This is a genomic window from Paramesorhizobium leguminum, from assembly GCF_003217235.1.
In the GTDB taxonomy this organism is placed as follows: Bacteria; Pseudomonadota; Alphaproteobacteria; order Rhizobiales; family Rhizobiaceae; genus Paramesorhizobium; species Paramesorhizobium leguminum.
On record NZ_QJTF01000012.1, the window covers coordinates 1 to 16,505 of the forward strand.

Below are 16,505 nucleotides of genomic sequence, written 5' to 3' on the forward strand. Positions count from 1 at the left end.
CGATAAAATTCCACAACAGAATGCTTGAAAGCAGTGCTGTGCCTGGACATGAAAAACCCCCGAAGGTTGACATCCAACTTTCGGGGGTCAGTTCACCATTGCGGCTTTTGCTTTTTGACTGGAGCCTTCGGTTGTCTCAAGCGTGGCTTGAAACTTTTCGAATTGCGAGGCCGTATCGATCAACTGCGTGGCGGCGAGTGTTGCCCCACCGACAGCTATACCGGCAGCGCCAGCGGCGACACCACCAGCAACAACGGCACCGCGTACAGCTTTGCCGCCGCCATTTTTGACGTGTTCGATCCCCTTCTTGCCGATCGCCTTGGATCGCTCATGCAGGGCCTTTGTCGCGCGTCTGGTCGCTTGTTCAGCAGCACGCGCTCCCGCCGCGACTTTGTTATAAGCGCTTCGGCCAGCCGATCCGAGCCGGTTCAGCGCGGATACCTGTTTCTCGGTTGCCCTGGTGTTGTTGTCGGCGGCGCTCTTGGATGACTTCGCCCCGGCTTTGGTGGCGGCCGCCGTTTTCTTCTCCGCAGCCATGATCTTGTTCATGACCTTGGTCGCGCGGTCGACGCCTTCGAAAATCATCGCAAAGCGCATAAAAAAAACCTCCGGCCGGAATACCTGCCAGAGGTCGCATTTTTCGGAAGTCAGGATGACCGGAACCGGGTTCCGGTCACTTCTCCTGGGCTTTGCGGATCGCCGCCGCTTTTGCCTCTTCGAATTCTACTGTTTCGTTAAACCAAAACAGGAATTCGTCCATATCCATGGCTTCCAGCCTATCATGGTCCCAGCCCTGTTCAACGAGGAAAACATGCTGGGCGGGATATGACAGGTCTAGTTCAGCGCCTTTCCCGGCTCCCCCTCGCTGTCACCTCCATCCTTGCCGCCAAAGACTTCGCCGATCAACTGGAGCATGTCGCCGGCAGGCACGAGTTCAGTGAGGTCAGTCAAGGTCAATTTTTCACCCTCGAAGCGCACCACCTCAGCGACAAACGAAGCCTGCGCCTTCGGGTTATCGCCCTTGGCGGTGCGATGTGCCCGCATCCAAGCGCCGTGATTAATGAAATTCAGCACCGTGCATTCAATCCCGCTTTCATCCAGTTTGACGGTGCGGCTACCAGCACTGGCTTCTTTATGGGCCTTCAGCTTGGCGCGAACGCCGGTCAGTTCTTCAGGCATGTGATTTTTCCTTTTCGGGTGCGTTAGAAATTGCGGATCACTGCCCGGCCCTAACGGGGCCAGACCGGAACGCCGTTGATGTTGTAGATGTTGTTCCAGGCGTCGAATTCGATGATCGGGACACTCGCCCCATAAACCGACTGCTTGAAAATCGAGATGGAGATGTCGTGCTCCTGGGCGAGGTTCTCGCCAAGCTTCGCCGTCCGCCCGCCCGTTTTCATGGTCTGAAAGCCGAGATGGGTGATGAGCGTATGCGACTGGTCGCCATTGAGGCCATCGCCGTCGAAGATATCGACATAGGAGTGGAGCTGCAGCTTGTGGACCTTGGTCGGGTTGAGGATCGACCGGGAAACCTCCTCATCCAGCCATTCGAAGGAAATCTTGCCTTCAATCGCCTCCACTGGGCGACCGGGCAGCTTCAGAACGCCGATCATGCCGAGCGTTTTATGTTCGACCTCGGTGTGACCGATCTCGCCCATGTCCAGTTCGGCCACCCGACCGCACACATCCACCTCGTTGATGTAGCAGTCGGCCTGCGTGATCTGTCCGTTTTTCCGTGCCATAGTTTATGCCTCCTGTCAGGCCGCGAGCGAAAGCGCGTCGGCAATGAATTTCGTATCGACGTAGGAATCGACGGTGATGCGCTCCATGACAGAGATCGGGTGACATTCGAGCCGATAGAAGAAGCGGCCATCCGCGATCTGCTCGGGCGTGTTCTTCGTCCGGTCGAAGCGGAAGGACGCGCCGTAAAACACGCCTTCGCCAACTTTGGAGCGCAGATAGGCGTTGACGCCTTCTTCCGCCGCCTCGACATTCTGGCGGGTGCCGAGCCGATCCACATAATTCATGAGGAAGAAAATGATCGCCTCATGCGTCATGTCGAGGATGCGGCGGGCATGGATGAAGTTCTCGACATGCGAGGATGACGGGAACGCAGCCGACCGGTTGCCGAAGGTGCGGAAGCCGGTGGCGAAGGAGCGCATCGCCGTGACGATGCCCGCTTCGTTCAGAAAGTTGGTGTCGTTCTGGTAGTCGGACGGATAGAAGTTGATCGGCACTTCCAGATCCACGATGCCCTTGATTTCGCGGTTCGATGACGAATGGTGCCAGCCCTGTTCGAGGTCGGTGGCGATGATGACGCCGGCCAGACGCGAGGACAGCGGGTCGAGCCGGGTTTCAGCCGCGCCGGCCGTGTCCTCGATCACGACATGCGGATAGGTCAGGATCGTGCGGGCGCTGGAAGTGTTGGCGATACCCGTCGCGCCGCGCGCCTCGACCGCCTGCTGCTTGGTCAGGCCAAGCGGTAGATCGGCAATCGCCAGCGCATTGAGGCGATGTGCCACCACATCCATTTCGGCACGGACGGTCGCAGCTGGCGAATAGCCCGGCGCGATGAGCAATTTCGGGAAATAGCCGAATTTATTGTAACACTCATACGCACCGGAAAATCCGGTTGCCTGCCCGGCCGGCGTGATCGTGCCGTTGATTTCCTGCGTCGTTACCTTGGACGGATCGGGCGCAGCGCCGTCCTTGTGCGTGTCCGGATCGAACACGTTATTGACGATGATCGTGCCGCCGTCGCCCTGGTCGAAGATGGCGTCCAGTGCGGCAGGGATCGTATAGCCCGCCTTGTGCGGCCCGAATGCCGCCGAGGCTTCAAGGTGCGATCGCACGATCATGCGCTTGTTGATGTAGCCGGCGCGCTTCTGGGCGGTGTCATGAACATCGTGAATGGGGGCCGTGCCGTTGACATATGTCACGGCAGATTTGACATCGCGAACGACCGTCACGCCGTCCTTGTGCTCAACGACCTCCGGGCCGTGGTGAAATGTTGCCGCCATAGGTCAGGCTCCTTCTACAGGGATATCGGCGGCAATGGCTGCGGTCTCGCCGTATTCGGCGACGAGCAGCTTGCGGTCGATCAGATTGCTAACGATCACATGATCTTCCGGCAGGCCGGTATAGGACGTACCGGGAAACAGCATCCGGGTCGGCTCGCCCTCGATGTCGAGCGGTGTGACCGGGCCGGTGTAGCGATAGGACTTTCGGTTCTGCGGCTGCTTTGCCATTCCTTCGTTCCTTCAGAGGGTTGAAAATGCGGGCCGCATGAGCGGCGCGGGTGACTGATTGGCACGGGCGACGGCGGGAAGGCCGAGCGCGATGCGGATTTCCCAGCGCCAGACGCCATCGTCCTCTCCCATCAACTGGTCGCGGGCTATGATGGCGGGACCGGCACCGGCGAAGGCGCGGCCCTGCAGGGCAAGGCGGATATCTTCCAGATGATTGTACGCGCCGCCTTCGCCGCGTAGCGACCGCACCAGGAGCACCAGCGAGAATTCCATGGTGCGGATCTGCGACGTGTTTGCCGGTCCCTTGGGATTGGCATAGCGCGATCCGGCATAATGGATCAGCAGCGCGGCTGGCAGGCCGGAAAAGTCGTAAAGCTTCGGATCGTTTGGAAACACCTCGACCTTGCACTGGCCGGAGACGTTTTCCTTCAGGAAGGCCAGAAGCGCGTCTTCGACCTGTTCGATGACCAGCGGCGGACGGACGGTGCGAAGGCTGTCACTCATGAGTGCCACCCATGAAGAATGCCGCTCACGCGGGAGGGTGGAATGATGGCGTCTACACGGGTCGAACCGGCCTCGCCGTTGACCGGCTCGCCGCCGATAGGCAGTTCGAATTTGCCTGTGGCGACGGCCTTGATGTTGGAGAGCGCCGCGTCGTGGCGTTCCTTCACGATATCAGAGACCTGTCCCTGACCGCCCGACTTGTCGCGCAGCCGGTAACGGGCAACGTCGCCGATCAGGCCCTTGACGAGCACAGGCGTGGTTTCCGGTGTCAGCGTCTCGATGACAGCATAGCGGGCACGGGCATAACCGATCAGAATATCCTCGGCATAGGCGAGCGCCGCGTCGATCTTCACCACATCGAGCGTGCGTCCGGCAGGATCGTTCAGATTGCCGATACCCGCGATCTGCGAGACTTCGGCAAGCCCGAACATCTGCGTAAATTCGTCAACCGTTAGAAATCGCGGCATTAGCGGGTATCCATTGTGAGAGAAAAAGCGAGCGGAGTGGCCCAGGAGAAAAACCACCCCGCTCGAAAGGCCCGGCTTGGGAGACTTCGGGACGGGCCTTATTCGCAATCGATACGGGTCGGTCGAAACACAGCGCGATTGATCGCCATAAAACCCTGCTCGATGTGGGTACGACCGATGGCGAGCCAGCGCTTATCGATGTCATCATTCGTCTGAAAGGCATCCAACAACCGCAACAGATGCTCTTCCAGTTCCTTGTTGGCTTTCACCAACTGGATCGCGCCGTCGGTTTGAGGCTGATAACCGGGGATTGGCAGACCTTCGTGTTTCGGCATCCCTATTTCCCCTCTTTCGCTGGTTTGGATGATTTACCGGCTTCATCTTCCGGCTTCGACTGAGGAACCTCGACCAGCTTCTTTTCTGCCGCCTCGGCTCGGGCGGTCGCGTCGGAGAGCTTCTTCTCCAACTCGTTGGTGTGCGTGACCATCTCCACAAGCTGACGGTCCCGTTCGTCGATGGTCTTGCGATACTCGGCCAGATCGTTGCCGAGTTTGGCGATTTCCAACTGATGCTTTGCCTTCATCTCATCGCATTCGCGTTTCAAAAGCCCGACAACAGCGGGGATCACTTCATCCACCATAGTCTCTGCAAGCACCTTGGCCTTTTGGGCCACCGCCAGATCGAATGCCGCTTGGGAATTGATTTCCAGCGACGTGTCGGACAAATCGACGTTGGCCACACCTCTAACCACTACCGGGTCGATAACGCCGGAGGCGGCAAGCTGGCGCGCGAACGTCGTAGTGACGGCGACAGTCTTTCCGGCCGGTTCTCTAACGCCGTCGATCTTGGCGGGGCCGGTCAGGGTGACGGAGATTTTCCGATCTTCCATATCAGCCTCCATCAAGCCGCTGTTCCAGCGTTCTGGATAAGGAACCCGGCCTCGGCACCGGTGATGGTGGCGCGGCGCTCGATGGTCGTCGGATAAATCCACGAACCGTTGCGATCCTCGAAATAGGGTTTGTTGACCTGCGGATAGCCAATCAGCTCGTAGGTATAGGCGTAGGCCGGCACCTGAAAATTGTTCCCCAGCTCAGGAACGTAAGCGAGGATGGCATCATCGCCCCATACATCATTGGCGAGTGTGCTATCGTCCGCCGTTTCGGGTAGATAGACGGCTGCGCCAACGACGACCTTCTTGACGTCGAAATACGCCGCCAGCATCTCGGTCGAAATGCTGTCCTTTGACGTATATTTGAACTGCTCCCTGATCTTCGGATGGCTCTTCAGCGCATTGGCCGCGTTCGGGCCGAGGGCCAGCGTGTTCGGATAACGCCCGACGGAACGGCGGATCGCCTCCTTCGCCGCGTCGAGATCGCCCTTCGGATCGGAATTCGGGTCCGTCCAGCGGTCCGGACCGATCAATGCCAGCTTGTGATTGGCATCGTATCTCGAAGCATCGCGGGCGAGCCTGGCGCTATCGACCTCCAAGGTTAGGTCGAGAACGTCGAGAACCATGTTGACGGCGCCGGCCGCGAGATCGATGCCGGGAACGGCATTGGCTTCTTGCTGATGTTCGACCGGGACAATCGCTTCAAGCGAATCCTGCGCCAGCGACACCGGATCGTCGGCATAGCCGTACTGGATGCGCTTGCGGTCGGCTCCCGGCGCACGGCGGGTGTTGAGCAGGCGAAAGCTTTCCTTGCCGAAACGGATCGTGCGCATGGAGCGGTTCGGGATCGACACGCGGGGCATCAGGTCGGCGGAAATGAAAGTGGAATTGCGATAGCCGCGCGCATGGGTCGAAAGGATAGGATCGACAACGGCGGCGGTACGCTGATTAAGAGCGGGCATGGACGTTCCTTCTGAAGTTCGGCGAGAGCCTATCGGAGGAGGATGGTGACGAATTCGCCGTCAGCCGCGCTGGTGAGTGCGGTGGCAAAGACGTTGACGGAACCGGCGGCAGCGGTCTTGACGCCGCCCGCCGCAGCGGAAATGAGCTTGTCACCCTTGGCGACGGGGCCGCGAGCTCGAACTCGCGCCGTGCCGATAAGCATCCCAGCCACGTCCAGGCCGATTTCGGTTGCCGGGTTGCAGGCGACGGCCTTCACGGGCGCATCGTCGGCGGTGACCTTGCCATCATTGTAGCCGACAAGGTCAAAAGCATCGAAAAGCGTGGTGGCGGTAATCGTGTCGCTAAGGACAGAATGAAAGAACTGCATGGCGTAATCTCCGGTTACGAAACAGCGGCAACGGCGTCGAGATAAGCCATGCCGGGATGGACCTTCTGGTAGGCGACCGCCTTCGCATGCAACTCCATGTCGGACGGATCGACGGGCTTGCCGTCGGCGGCGAAGGACGCGGCGCGCCCACCTGCGCCGGTCATTTCCGGCATGTCGAACGCGCCGAAGGAAACGATCTTCGGCTGCGCCTTCAGAATGTCGCGAAGCGCCTGGGCAACGGGAACGGCGGCTTCACCGGCAGCGAAGGAAACCGAGGTTTCAGCCGGGAGTGCGCCGAGGATCAACACGACCTTGTCCTTGCTGACCGGCAACAGCTTGCCATCCGCAACAAGGCTTTCGGCAAAAGAGGCGTTGTCGGCGTGCGCGGCTTCCTGCTCGCGCTTCCTGATGCGCTCTTCGCGCTCGGTCAGGGCGGCGTCGCGCGCGGCAAAAGCCGGATCGGGCGGTGTATTGGGTTTCGTCACGGGGAGAGGCTCCTTTTTGCGGGGAACAGGGGGTTCGGAAAAGGCCGGGCGGAGTGAAGGCTTCTCGATCTCGATTTCCGAAAGCCACTCGATGCGGAAAGCGGGCAGCGCCTTGTCGGCATCTTCCCTGCCAAATTTTTCGAGGATGAATTCGCGCAACATCTGGAAAAGACCGGCTGCATCCTCGAAACCGCGCTCGCCGAAATCGGCGCTCACGGTCACCGATGCGTCGGGCGCGGAAAACTGGACGTTCCTCAGGCCGGTCACAGCGGGAGCCGCGCCGCCGAGGAAGCCGATGTGCTTCGGATACCACGTGCCAGGCACAGGATTTGCGGCATGGTCGGGCCGGAAGAAGGAAAGGCTGACTTTTTTATAGCGCCCCTTTATAGCGCCCCGCCTTCACCGCCTCCGAAAACGCCGGCTCGATCTCACCCACCGTTGCATAGAGACGCTGCGCGCTGGCGTCATACTCAAATCCCTTTGCCCAGGCATAGGCCGGCGCGTCGGTGGATGGATGACCGACGACGCACGGCGCAGGGGCGGTTTCCGGATCGTAGCAGTCGGCAACCGCCTTCAGGTCGGCGGCGGTATAGGTGATCGCCGCGCCCTCCATGGGGGTGAAGGTGCCGGGGCGGAAAACCTCGATACGGGCGGTGGCGGTATTGGCGGACGTGGTCATGTCGGCTCCAGAAATCATCTGAAGCGACCTTGCCGTATGCCAGAAAGCAAAATGACCGGAACTGGGTTCCGGTCAATCGAACTGGTGAACTCTCAACCGACAATGCGTCAGGTCGCGGCGGGTTTCAAGCCGGATCGTTTCCGGCAGGTGCCATCACCGGCCCGATAGCCCGGCATTCGATTTCTAACGCGTGTCTAACGCGGGGTGAATCTGAAATCGGTAGATCGGGGCATTGGCAAGGCTTATGCGCATCCGTGGGCCAGAAAATCAAATGGCGTCATTCCACCGCCAGCCAGTCTTCCGCAATCGCAAAAATCTCTTCCTCGTCCCCGGTCGAGATGCCGACTGCCGGACGGGCGGGAATGACAGCGCCCGTCATATAGCCTTTCGATTCCCCGCCGAAATGCATCATCGCCGCCTGGACTTTTGCCGTCCCGACACGAACCTCCGTATCCGATGCTTCATAATTGTAGGAGCCACGCAAACCACCCGTTACCCGCAGGATAGGCGTTGGCCCATATCCCGCCGCTTCGCGCCGGGCAATGGTCACTGGCGACAACGGTGCCCACTTTTCCCCGTCCGGGCCTTGTTCGTTGTCAAAATTGTCGCCAACCGAATTCAAGAGATGCTCGCCCACATTGACATAAAATCCTCGCGGGCTTTCCATGCGGTCGATCAACTCCGCCAGCTTTTCGCGCATGTCCGTGTCGTCAACGGTAGCCTTGTAGCTGATGCCGGTCATGGACTTTTCCTTCGGATGGAACTATATTGAGGCCTGTCAGCAACGCGAGGACCGGTGATGGTCATGGTAGCTCCCTGACATAAGGTCGGATCACCCCGGCCTTTTATTATTCTGGCCGCTTGTAAATGAGTTTCCCCCCACGACGCAGGTCGATGCCTTTCAAGTTAGGCTTTCCAATCTCGCCAGTATTATAAGCGGTAGTTTCCTCCCAGAGCCTTTCTCCAATTTCAAAGACGATCATCAGGCCGTTTTCCGGGTCTGCACGAATATAGCGCCGATCCACAATCAACTCCTCAACCGCCTTGTCGACTGGGTCTTTTTTGCGAGCTACACCTAGCCAGATTTCATCGGGGTCCATGAGCGCCTCCGCCAGCAACCGTGTGACAGTGGCTCGGTGCCCCTTCCCAACCTTCAAATCGCCTTTGCGATCCCGAAAAAGCCGGTCGGAAATAGGTATTTTCGTACCGGCCTTGTCCTCGAACAGGACAGCCTTGCCGATGTCGGCACCGAATGGCTTCAGGAACGCCCGCACGTAATCTTCCGGCTGCAAGCCCTCTTCGAGGGGCTTTGCGGAAAACGGCTTGGCCTTCTTCAGCAAATCCTCAAGCGGCTCCGTAATATCGATTTCAACGGCCATCCGTGGATTGTCCAGCAGCTCGCGGCCTTCATCCATCAGGCTGGATGGCGTCAAGCCCCGCTCCCAGAGGTCACCGGGCATATAGTCCCAGCCATACCCGATGCCCTGCGGCTGCTCGATCAGCTTGCCGGTCATCGGATCAATGATCGGCTCCATCAACTCGACCGGCGCGGCGTCCGGCTTGTCCTTGCCCAAGCGCTTCAGGTCGCGCATGGAGCGCGAACGAACGCCGCAAGTGCAAAGCCAGCCGTTAGGCGGAAAATGCGTTTCCCAGAATGGATCGTCATGCGGAAGGCAGAGACCGTGCCATGCCTCGTGCTGAGGACGCGGCGATCGCGGTGTGCGGGTCTCGCCGTGGCGGTATTCCCAGATCGGGCGCAGCTTCAGTATGTCCGGATCGCGCATCTGCTTGAGCCGTCCGGCCATATAGGAGGTGCGGACATTGGTCTCGAAGATCACCCGCGTTCGCCAGCCGCGCTCGCCTTTATATTGCCAACCATATTTGGCGACGATCCGGTCAAAATCGGCCCGAAAATCCTCGATCGTGCGGCCCTTTTCGATCGCATCGGCAATTGCCGTCTGGAAATCGGAGAGCATCGCCAGATCGGTTGCACCGGCAATGACAAAACCGCGATCATGAACGCCGCGCATCGCGTCGGTCCAAACCTTCGTTATTTTGCCGCGCTTTTGGCGTAGATAGTCGATCTGTTCACGGAACGGTTGGTTGAAAACGTCTGCGTCGGCAAAGCTGGCCTCATCCTCGCCGTCCTGGTAGACCGCCTCGCGGCCATGTAGGGCCGCCAGCTCCAGCCCATCAGCTAGCAGTTTTCCTAACGCGGCGGGCGTCCATGTGGCGGCCAACTGGAGGACCGCGCGGGCGGCGGCGGGCAGATCGGCAGCGGCATCCAGCGCGGCGCGGATGGCACTAAGGCGGCGGGTGAAATGGCCGCCAGCCAAATCCTCGACCCGGCCGGCAATGTCGCTGACCGGATCTGGCTCGGCGGCAAAGCTTACCGAGCTATAGAGTTTTTTTTTACGTCGAGCGGACCAAACAGCGCGGCAAAGACCGGATTTTCCGCCGCAGCCTTTCGCATCACTGCATCGCGCTTGCCATTTTCCATGAAGGCGAAGCGAGCTTCCACGAGACAGTCGATGGCGGTTTGCGACAATGCATGGGTCAATTCGAACGACACGATGAATTCGCGGGCGTCGTCATCATCGTCGATCAAGGCCGCTGATTTTAGAATTTCGACCAGGGCGGCATTCTCGGATGACGCCGCCTCGGCCTTGGCCTTGCGGGTTTCCGCCTTAGCCTTTTCGTTGCTCGGTCGTACCCGCCAGACACGGGGAACGCCGGCGCCGGGGAAATTATAATCCACCAGCCACTGCACGAGCTGCTCATGCAAGGTGTCGGAGAGATGATCGGCATCGCTATCCACCAGCAGGTCGAGGATGCCGGCATGGGTTTCCGCCGCTGCCTTCGATCCAGCCGCGCCGATATCGGTCGTTAGCGTTTCGCCGAGGATGCAGATGGAAATCTGTTTGTCCCAATATTCCAGCCAATCCTGATAGCTGACCGATCCCGACCGCGCCGCTTCCAAAAATTTGACCGACGCACCGACCGGAACCGTGACGGCCGCGCTGGTCTTGATGCTGGCAAGCTTTTGCAGGAACTGGTTTTGCTCTTCCGACAGCATCCCATAAGGCGTTTCGCCAATGACGGTTGGACCAGCGAATTTTTCCAGAAAATGCAGCCAGAACGCCACCCCCTCGCGCTTGAACAGCACGGCCCAGAAGAGTTGATGCCCGAGGCCGAGGCCATAGGGATTGTTGCCGACGACACCATGGCGATGGACAATGAACTTGCGCTCGGGCAGTTCAATACCCTCGTTCATGTTCGTCCAGGTCAACAGCCGGGGACGCCAATCCTGCCCGAAGGCGAAACGCCGCTGATCATGGGTGACGATCTTTTCCAGCACGATGCGGTTGCCATCGCGCTTCCAGACGATTTCTGAGACGGCAAAACCTTTAAGGATCGCCCCGCCCGACAAATCCTCACAAATCCGGTCAAAGGGCAGATTTTCGAGCGTTTCGCGCACGAAATTCGCAGCCTCGACATCGAGGGGCTTATCCGACGCCGCTTCGCACTCCCATTCGCGCGCCACGAGCTGCTTGGTGCGCTTAGTGAGGCAGGCCGACGCATGGGTGTCGCGTTTGATTTCGTCATAAATCTTGAGCCCCTTGCCGCCGCCGCGCTGGATCAGCGTATCGTCGGCATGCTGCAAGGCACCGCTGTAAAACGGGATGGTGATATCGTTCTTTACGTCCGCGATCAGCGTACGGGCATCGGCAGGTAGGTTTTTGCGCTCGGCCGCCGTCACCTCTGAAAAGCTGGCTGTCTTGCGATTCTTGCGGCGGCTCATAGGCGGTATCCCTCAAGTCCTGAATTGCCAGCGCCGGCGGCGGTCATCATGCCACCACCGCCCGCACCAGCCTGCCCACCGCCCGCATAGTGGAGAGCGTGTTGCCAGAGCATGTCGAGACAGTCGGGGCCGTCATCATGGTCGGCGTCGGGCCATTGCTGGAGCTGGTCGATCAGCGTCTGTTGCGTCTGATTAAGGCGGATCAGGCCGTTCGCGATCGGCGGCTGAAGCCGCTCGATGCGCAGATCTTTGTCGGCGTTAGGAATGACGGGCACGGCGGATATGCCGACGCCTTGCTTGGCAGCGGTCATCATCAGCGTGGTCCGCAAAAATTCCTGAAACTGGACCGCCTCGACGAACCACAGCACGCAGCGATATTGCCGCTGCAAGGCGATGATGTCGGAAATGATGATATCCGGCAGGCGGCGGCGGATCGACGCTTCCAGCACATCCATAGTGCCATGCAACCGGTTGTACCCGCCGATCAGGATGGCGCTCGGGTCGCGTCCGTGACCCTTTTTGCCAAGCGACGGATCAACCGCCCCGAAATGGATCAAGTCTGGCTGCTGAAGTGTCCAGAAGGTCAGCTTGCTGAACGGACTGCCGGCATTGATCGGCTTGTTCTGATATTCGGTCTGGAAACTGTCGTGATCGGCGGCGCGCTCGAGCATGAGCCAGACGAGCGGCTGCATCGCGGGCCAGTTGACGATGGCGCCGGCGTCCATATCCGCCTTGTTGGCGTCGTAGAATGCGCGAGCGGCTTCCTCGCCGTCATTCTGGAAAAGCTCTTCGAACCTGTCCCACATATCCATGCGATCCGGAAACCGGATGACCGCCTGGAATTCGGCAACCCGCCAGACGGGAGATTTCGCGGCGCGCACCAGCACGGCGTCGTAGTGCAGCACCGTGCCGACCCAGACCACATCCATGCTGCCGTCGGGCGGACCTACCTTCAAGGCAGCGCGCTTGATCCACGTTTCCAGCTTTTTGCGCTGTTCGGGTGAGCGCACCGCCTCGTCATTTTCCAGATCGTCGAAGAACATGAGGTCCGGGCGATGCGGACCATGGCGGCGACCGCGCAGCTTCTGCACCGCGCCAAGCCCCTCGACACGGACATTGCCCTTGGTGACGATCTCGCCCTCGCGCCAGACCCGGCCCTGTCCGGTGGCGTCTGGAAAATCATAAGATAGGCGCGGGTTTTCGGTCAGTTCCGCCTTGATCGCCTCGATCAGCAGCGCGGCCTGCGCATAGACATCGCAGACCTCAAGGATATAGCGCTTGTGTCCGAGACAGATGCAATAAAGGGCAAACCCGAGCGACAGGTGCGTGGATTTCGACGATCCGCGGGGCGCGATAAACAAGTCTCTAACGCCCTTTTCAGAAGCGAGGATTTCCGGAACCCGTGCGAATATCGCCTTGTGAAAAAGGCTGTGCTCGCCCTTCACATAATGCGGCAGGTAGGTCTCCAAGAAAAACTGGAAGCCGGTTTCGGGATGCCGGACTTTAGCCAGGCGCTCGTCCCTAGCCTTCGGATCAGAGGCAAAGGCTGTAACCGACAGCTCGATCCAGCGCGAAAGCTCATCAGCCTTTTTGCTGATGAACTCCTGAAACTCTTTCGGGCTGACTTTCGCCTTCAGGACTGGCCGCTTGCTCATGATGCGTAACGGCTCGCCAGTCGTTCACCGAACGGCTCGATGATTTCCATGATAGCGGCGACATGCTGCGGGAAGTTTTCCTGAACGAACTCGATCAGGTATCCCATGACATCCTGTGCAACGCCAAGCTCGGAAATTTTTGGAGCAAGTTTCCCGGCGCTGGCGGTCATCTTCGTCATGGCGTCGGCAAGGGCCACCAGATGGCTCACCTTCTGCGCCAGTGCAAGTTCGCCGTTCTTGATCTCGTCAAGCAGCGACTGCGCCATAATCATGAAGTCTTCAACGACGCTGGAAACCACCGTCTCAATGCCTTCACCGGCGATGACGGAGGCCGAGCGCGCAATATCCCAATCGTCGCCGTTTTCCTTGGCAGCTTTCTTCCACCGGCCAAATGTCGCCTGCGAAATGCCGAGTGACAAGGCAATCGTGGCAGCGGTCATGCGGCGATAGATATAATCCGAACGGGCCTTGCGGCGGGTATCCTGATCGCTCGCCATTATTTGCCCCCCTTGCCGAGGCCGAGGATATCCTTGATGAGCTGCGGCGGATTGGCGGATGCCTGCTTGAGCCAGAGGATGAGGTTGCGGCCCGTGATGCCGTAGGCGGCGGCGACGGCATAGCCCCACGATCCGGGGTTTTCCGCCACGCCCAGAAGGTCGAGCGTCAGTTCCGTGGCGACGGTGGCGACGAAGACGCCGGCGATGATCGAGCCGATAGCCGTCAGCGGGCTATGGGAGCGCCACTCAAGCAGGACCGACAAGGCCGCCGCGATGGTGGAGCTTAAAAGTGTCGCGACTTTCATGCCGAAAATGGTTTCAGGCCCTGTCATTTATTTCCGTCCCCTTATGGCGGCAGCAATCGCGTTCAAGCCCCCGCCAAGAGCCTGAATTCCGAAAAATGAAAGTAGGATCGCGCCCTCCCATTCGTCGAAGGGCGCGGGAAACTTGGCGATCCGCCAGCCTAGCGCAAAGCAGGTGTCGAGCGTCACCAGGAGCAAATGCAGCGCGAAGCAACCGGCGATGACCGCCGTGATGAACCGCATTTCCCAAAATCCGGCGGAAGCCAGCCGGATTTCCTTGGCGTTTCGCGCGGCCTCGACATGCCGGGTCACGTCCGCGATCGCGGCATCGGCAACGAGCCGCTGTTCGTCGTTTTCGGCCTTGAGCTTCATCTCATAGGCGCGGGTGAGCGCGCCCATGAGATCGCCGGTGAGCCATTGCAAGAGGGAGGAGAGCATCAAATCTCCTTCAGGCGGTTGACCGACCAGCGGCCCGACGCGAACATATAGACCGCGCCAGCACCAAGAAGCAGGAGCAGCGCGGTAATGCCGAAAGCCCAGGGATTGTTGATGCCGACGATGCCGGATGCGACAGCCGTGCCGACCGTGCCGCCGATCAGGCTCTTCACTGAGCCACTGGCAGCGGGCGGCACATCGTCGGCGGTGGCAAGCGCGGGACTGACGTCGGGCAGTTCTTCCTCTTCGCTCGCGGCATCGATGGCGTCGAGGAAGTTTTTATGGTAGCCCGCGATGAGCTTGGCTTTGTCGGTGCCATTGACGATCCGGCGCGCATTCACTGGATCGTCCACCGTGTCGCTGAAATAGTCCGGGAGCCGTTTGCCGGTAAAAATACCTTCCGTCATGCCGACGATGGCGATCCGGGCGCTGATGACCGGGTCCAGCGCCTTCGTCGGGTTGGTCACCAACTCGAGACCAAGACGTTTGCCGAGACGCCAGTAGTTCCGCTCATGCGTGATCTGGATGAAGCCGCGCCCGAAATGGCCATCACGCCAATAGGGCGTTTTAACGGACGGAAGATCGCCCTTCTTCCAGGCATTTTCGAGCCGATTCATTGCCTGCGTATCGGACGAGGCAAAGGTTTCCCGTACGGGCTGCATGCGTCCGCCCGTCTCGTGGAAAATCTGGGCAAGGATGTTGGCGAGCCAGCGCCGGTCGGTGAGGTGGTAATAGTCCCACTGGCTCAGAATGACATTGATGCCGTCGATCTGCGCCTGTGTCAGCCGTCCGCCGAAAGGTGCGCGGCGCAAATAGGAAAAGAAGGTAGTCGGGTTTTTGATCGGGGACACGGGTTGCCTCGCGGAGCAGGATTGCAATGCGAGGACTTTGGCGCGGTCTCAAAAGCAAAATGACCGGAACAAGGTTCCGGTCAGCTATCATCAAATTCAAATAAAGCCATCTGGTTGCTCGGCGGTCCATTTGCCGCCTTGCGGACCCACCGCTGCGTTATACCGAGGCGGCGGGCAATTTCTCGCCTGGACAAACCTATCGCCTCCAGCCGCTTGATTTCGGCCCGCGCGCTACGAGGCGGACGGCAATGCGGCACGGACAAGAGATTTCCGCCCATATAATTGCATATCGCATAGCCATCCTCCTTGCCAAGAGCCAGAATGACCGGATGCTGGTCATGCGGGTTCTTCGGGAACTTGATTTCCTGCCCGCCATAGACCTGCACGATCTTGAGCGCCAGGCGCACACCGATGGTATCCGCGATCATCTCAATCGATGCCGGCAACGCCTGCAAATCGGTCATGCGGCACCCGTTAAAAACGATTGTCCGCAATGCGGCGCAACTGCTATGCGATCGCCATTGGAAACGGGGACATCACCATGAAAACCATACTTATAGCTGCCTTGCTGGCCCTCGCGCCGACGCTGGCATTTGCCGAAACCAATCTGGAGGATTGGCAGAAAGTTGGTCTGGAAAAGATCAAAGGAGAAAAGAAAGTACGCGATGCTATATGGTCGCAAGGCATCAGCCTTTGGGTTGCGTTGGATGACGACGGAACCAAAAGAAGCGGTTTTGGTGAATATCTTTGCCTTGTTCTCAACCAGGCAGGACGCCCCAAGGGTAGATTTGTAGCAATTTCGCTTCTCGACTACGCGGCAATGTTGCGACAGGAACACAAGGAACTGGGCAAGGCAATTTGCCAATAAACGCGTCATATCCCGCGCGCCTCCATCGCTTTCAGCGCCTTAATTATAGGGTCGGCCTGTTCAACGGATAAAAAATCCGGATCATCAACCGGCGCGCGTCCGCTAACGAAGGACCGCAAGGCGGTGCGGGAACCGTCCTGAATGATACCCTTGCGGTGGCAGGATCGCCAAAGCGCGTGGATCAGCCGGATATAAGGTTTGTGCGAGGCCGGGAGTTGCTTCCCGGCCTTTTTGATTTTGAAGCCACGGCGCTTCAGTTCGTCGACCACGGCGATAAGCTGGCGCTCAGTCATGGCGCGCAAGGAATCGACGCCGGTCACGCGCATGTACATGGCGCGCTTGGTGTCATCATCCAGTCCAAGCTGCTGACAGGCGATATTGATGATGGCCTTGCTGTTCATTTCCGCGCCGCCCTCTTTCGCCGGATGTCATAAACTTTAGAAAGATCATGAAGGACGCTGACGCGGATACGCTGCTCTGCTGCCTCTACCGC

The 16,505-nt window shown here is 59.2% G+C and carries 24 protein-coding genes; 1 reads left to right on the plus strand and 23 read right to left on the minus strand.

Features of this window, described 5'->3' with window-relative positions; genetic code table 11:
* Positions 1-87 precede the first annotated feature (87 nt).
* The 22 genes from C7477_RS11025 to C7477_RS11125 form a co-directional block, all read right to left on the minus strand.
* Positions 88-597 (minus strand): hypothetical protein, encoded by a 510-nt coding sequence (locus C7477_RS11025; RefSeq protein WP_110752038.1) that lies wholly within the window; start codon positions 595-597, stop codon positions 88-90.
* 237 nt (positions 598-834) lie between these two features.
* Positions 835-1,179 (minus strand): hypothetical protein, encoded by a 345-nt coding sequence (locus C7477_RS11030; protein WP_110752040.1) that lies wholly within the window; start codon positions 1,177-1,179, stop codon positions 835-837.
* 50 nt (positions 1,180-1,229) lie between these two features.
* Positions 1,230-1,742, minus strand: coding sequence for a phage major tail tube protein (locus C7477_RS11035; RefSeq protein ID WP_110752042.1), 513 nt, complete (start codon positions 1,740-1,742; stop codon positions 1,230-1,232).
* 15 nt (positions 1,743-1,757) lie between these two features.
* Positions 1,758-3,020, minus strand: a complete 1,263-nt coding sequence (locus C7477_RS11040) for a phage tail sheath family protein (protein WP_110752044.1) — start codon at positions 3,018-3,020, stop codon at positions 1,758-1,760.
* Between the two features lie 3 nt (positions 3,021-3,023).
* A complete protein-coding gene (locus C7477_RS11045) occupies positions 3,024-3,248 on the minus strand; it encodes a hypothetical protein (RefSeq protein ID WP_110752046.1) in 225 nt (74 codons plus the stop codon).
* Between the two features lie 12 nt (positions 3,249-3,260).
* On the minus strand, positions 3,261-3,752 hold the full coding sequence (locus C7477_RS11050; RefSeq protein WP_245411813.1) for a Gp37 family protein: 492 nt from the start codon (positions 3,750-3,752) through the stop codon (positions 3,261-3,263).
* A complete protein-coding gene (locus C7477_RS11055; RefSeq protein WP_110752051.1) occupies positions 3,749-4,219 on the minus strand; it encodes a phage protein Gp36 family protein in 471 nt (156 codons plus the stop codon). Before C7477_RS11055 ends, C7477_RS11050 begins: the two co-directional genes overlap by 4 nt.
* Positions 4,220-4,317: 98 nt before the next feature.
* A complete protein-coding gene (locus tag C7477_RS11060; RefSeq protein WP_110752053.1) occupies positions 4,318-4,554 on the minus strand; it encodes an Acb2/Tad1 domain-containing protein in 237 nt (78 codons plus the stop codon).
* A 2-nt stretch (positions 4,555-4,556) separates the two neighbouring features.
* The gene (locus C7477_RS11065) at positions 4,557-5,108 is read right to left on the minus strand and encodes a hypothetical protein (protein WP_146226089.1); all 552 of its coding nucleotides are present in this window, start codon (positions 5,106-5,108) and stop codon (positions 4,557-4,559) included.
* Positions 5,109-5,119: 11 nt separating this feature from the next.
* A complete protein-coding gene (locus C7477_RS11070) occupies positions 5,120-6,070 on the minus strand; it encodes a major capsid protein (protein WP_110752057.1) in 951 nt (316 codons plus the stop codon).
* 29 nt (positions 6,071-6,099) lie between these two features.
* Positions 6,100-6,438 (minus strand): DUF2190 family protein, encoded by a 339-nt coding sequence (locus C7477_RS11075; RefSeq protein ID WP_110752058.1) that lies wholly within the window; start codon positions 6,436-6,438, stop codon positions 6,100-6,102.
* A gap of 14 nt (positions 6,439-6,452) precedes the next feature.
* A complete protein-coding gene (locus C7477_RS11080) occupies positions 6,453-7,247 on the minus strand; it encodes a hypothetical protein (protein ID WP_210206143.1) in 795 nt (264 codons plus the stop codon).
* A 46-nt stretch (positions 7,248-7,293) separates the two neighbouring features.
* A complete protein-coding gene (locus C7477_RS19090) occupies positions 7,294-7,602 on the minus strand; it encodes a hypothetical protein (RefSeq protein ID WP_210206144.1) in 309 nt (102 codons plus the stop codon).
* A gap of 277 nt (positions 7,603-7,879) precedes the next feature.
* Complete coding sequence (locus C7477_RS11085; protein WP_110752060.1) at positions 7,880-8,344, minus strand: phage virion morphogenesis protein; 465 nt, start codon at positions 8,342-8,344, stop codon at positions 7,880-7,882.
* Positions 8,345-8,450: 106 nt separating this feature from the next.
* The gene (locus C7477_RS11090; RefSeq protein ID WP_110752062.1) at positions 8,451-9,938 is read right to left on the minus strand and encodes a PBECR2 nuclease fold domain-containing protein; all 1,488 of its coding nucleotides are present in this window, start codon (positions 9,936-9,938) and stop codon (positions 8,451-8,453) included.
* 53 nt (positions 9,939-9,991) lie between these two features.
* The gene (locus C7477_RS11095; RefSeq protein WP_110752064.1) at positions 9,992-11,404 is read right to left on the minus strand and encodes a phage portal protein family protein; all 1,413 of its coding nucleotides are present in this window, start codon (positions 11,402-11,404) and stop codon (positions 9,992-9,994) included.
* Positions 11,401-13,059, minus strand: coding sequence for a phage terminase large subunit (gene terL / locus C7477_RS11100; protein WP_110752066.1), 1,659 nt, complete (start codon positions 13,057-13,059; stop codon positions 11,401-11,403). The genes C7477_RS11095 and terL overlap by 4 nt, the downstream gene beginning before the upstream one ends.
* Positions 13,056-13,556, minus strand: coding sequence for a DUF1804 family protein (locus C7477_RS11105; RefSeq protein ID WP_110752068.1), 501 nt, complete (start codon positions 13,554-13,556; stop codon positions 13,056-13,058). Before C7477_RS11105 ends, terL begins: the two co-directional genes overlap by 4 nt.
* Positions 13,556-13,888 carry a hypothetical protein gene (locus tag C7477_RS11110; protein WP_110752070.1) on the minus strand — a complete coding sequence of 111 codons (333 nt, stop codon included), beginning with the start codon at positions 13,886-13,888 and terminating at the stop codon, positions 13,556-13,558. The genes C7477_RS11105 and C7477_RS11110 overlap by 1 nt, the downstream gene beginning before the upstream one ends.
* Positions 13,889-14,296, minus strand: coding sequence for a hypothetical protein (locus C7477_RS11115; protein ID WP_110752072.1), 408 nt, complete (start codon positions 14,294-14,296; stop codon positions 13,889-13,891). It lies immediately after the preceding gene.
* Positions 14,296-15,144, minus strand: coding sequence for a glycoside hydrolase family 19 protein (locus C7477_RS11120; protein ID WP_110752074.1), 849 nt, complete (start codon positions 15,142-15,144; stop codon positions 14,296-14,298). Before C7477_RS11120 ends, C7477_RS11115 begins: the two co-directional genes overlap by 1 nt.
* 80 nt (positions 15,145-15,224) lie before the next feature.
* A complete protein-coding gene (locus C7477_RS11125) occupies positions 15,225-15,608 on the minus strand; it encodes a helix-turn-helix domain-containing protein (RefSeq protein WP_110752077.1) in 384 nt (127 codons plus the stop codon).
* 77 nt (positions 15,609-15,685) lie between these two features.
* Between C7477_RS11125 and C7477_RS11130 the strand changes: the two genes are divergently transcribed.
* On the plus strand, positions 15,686-16,012 hold the full coding sequence (locus C7477_RS11130; RefSeq protein ID WP_146226090.1) for a hypothetical protein: 327 nt from the start codon (positions 15,686-15,688) through the stop codon (positions 16,010-16,012).
* Between the two features lie 5 nt (positions 16,013-16,017).
* Here the strand turns inward: C7477_RS11130 and C7477_RS11135 are convergent, their stop codons facing one another.
* Positions 16,018-16,413 (minus strand): gp16 family protein, encoded by a 396-nt coding sequence (locus tag C7477_RS11135; RefSeq protein WP_110752081.1) that lies wholly within the window; start codon positions 16,411-16,413, stop codon positions 16,018-16,020.
* Between the last annotated feature and the right edge of the window lie 92 nt (positions 16,414-16,505).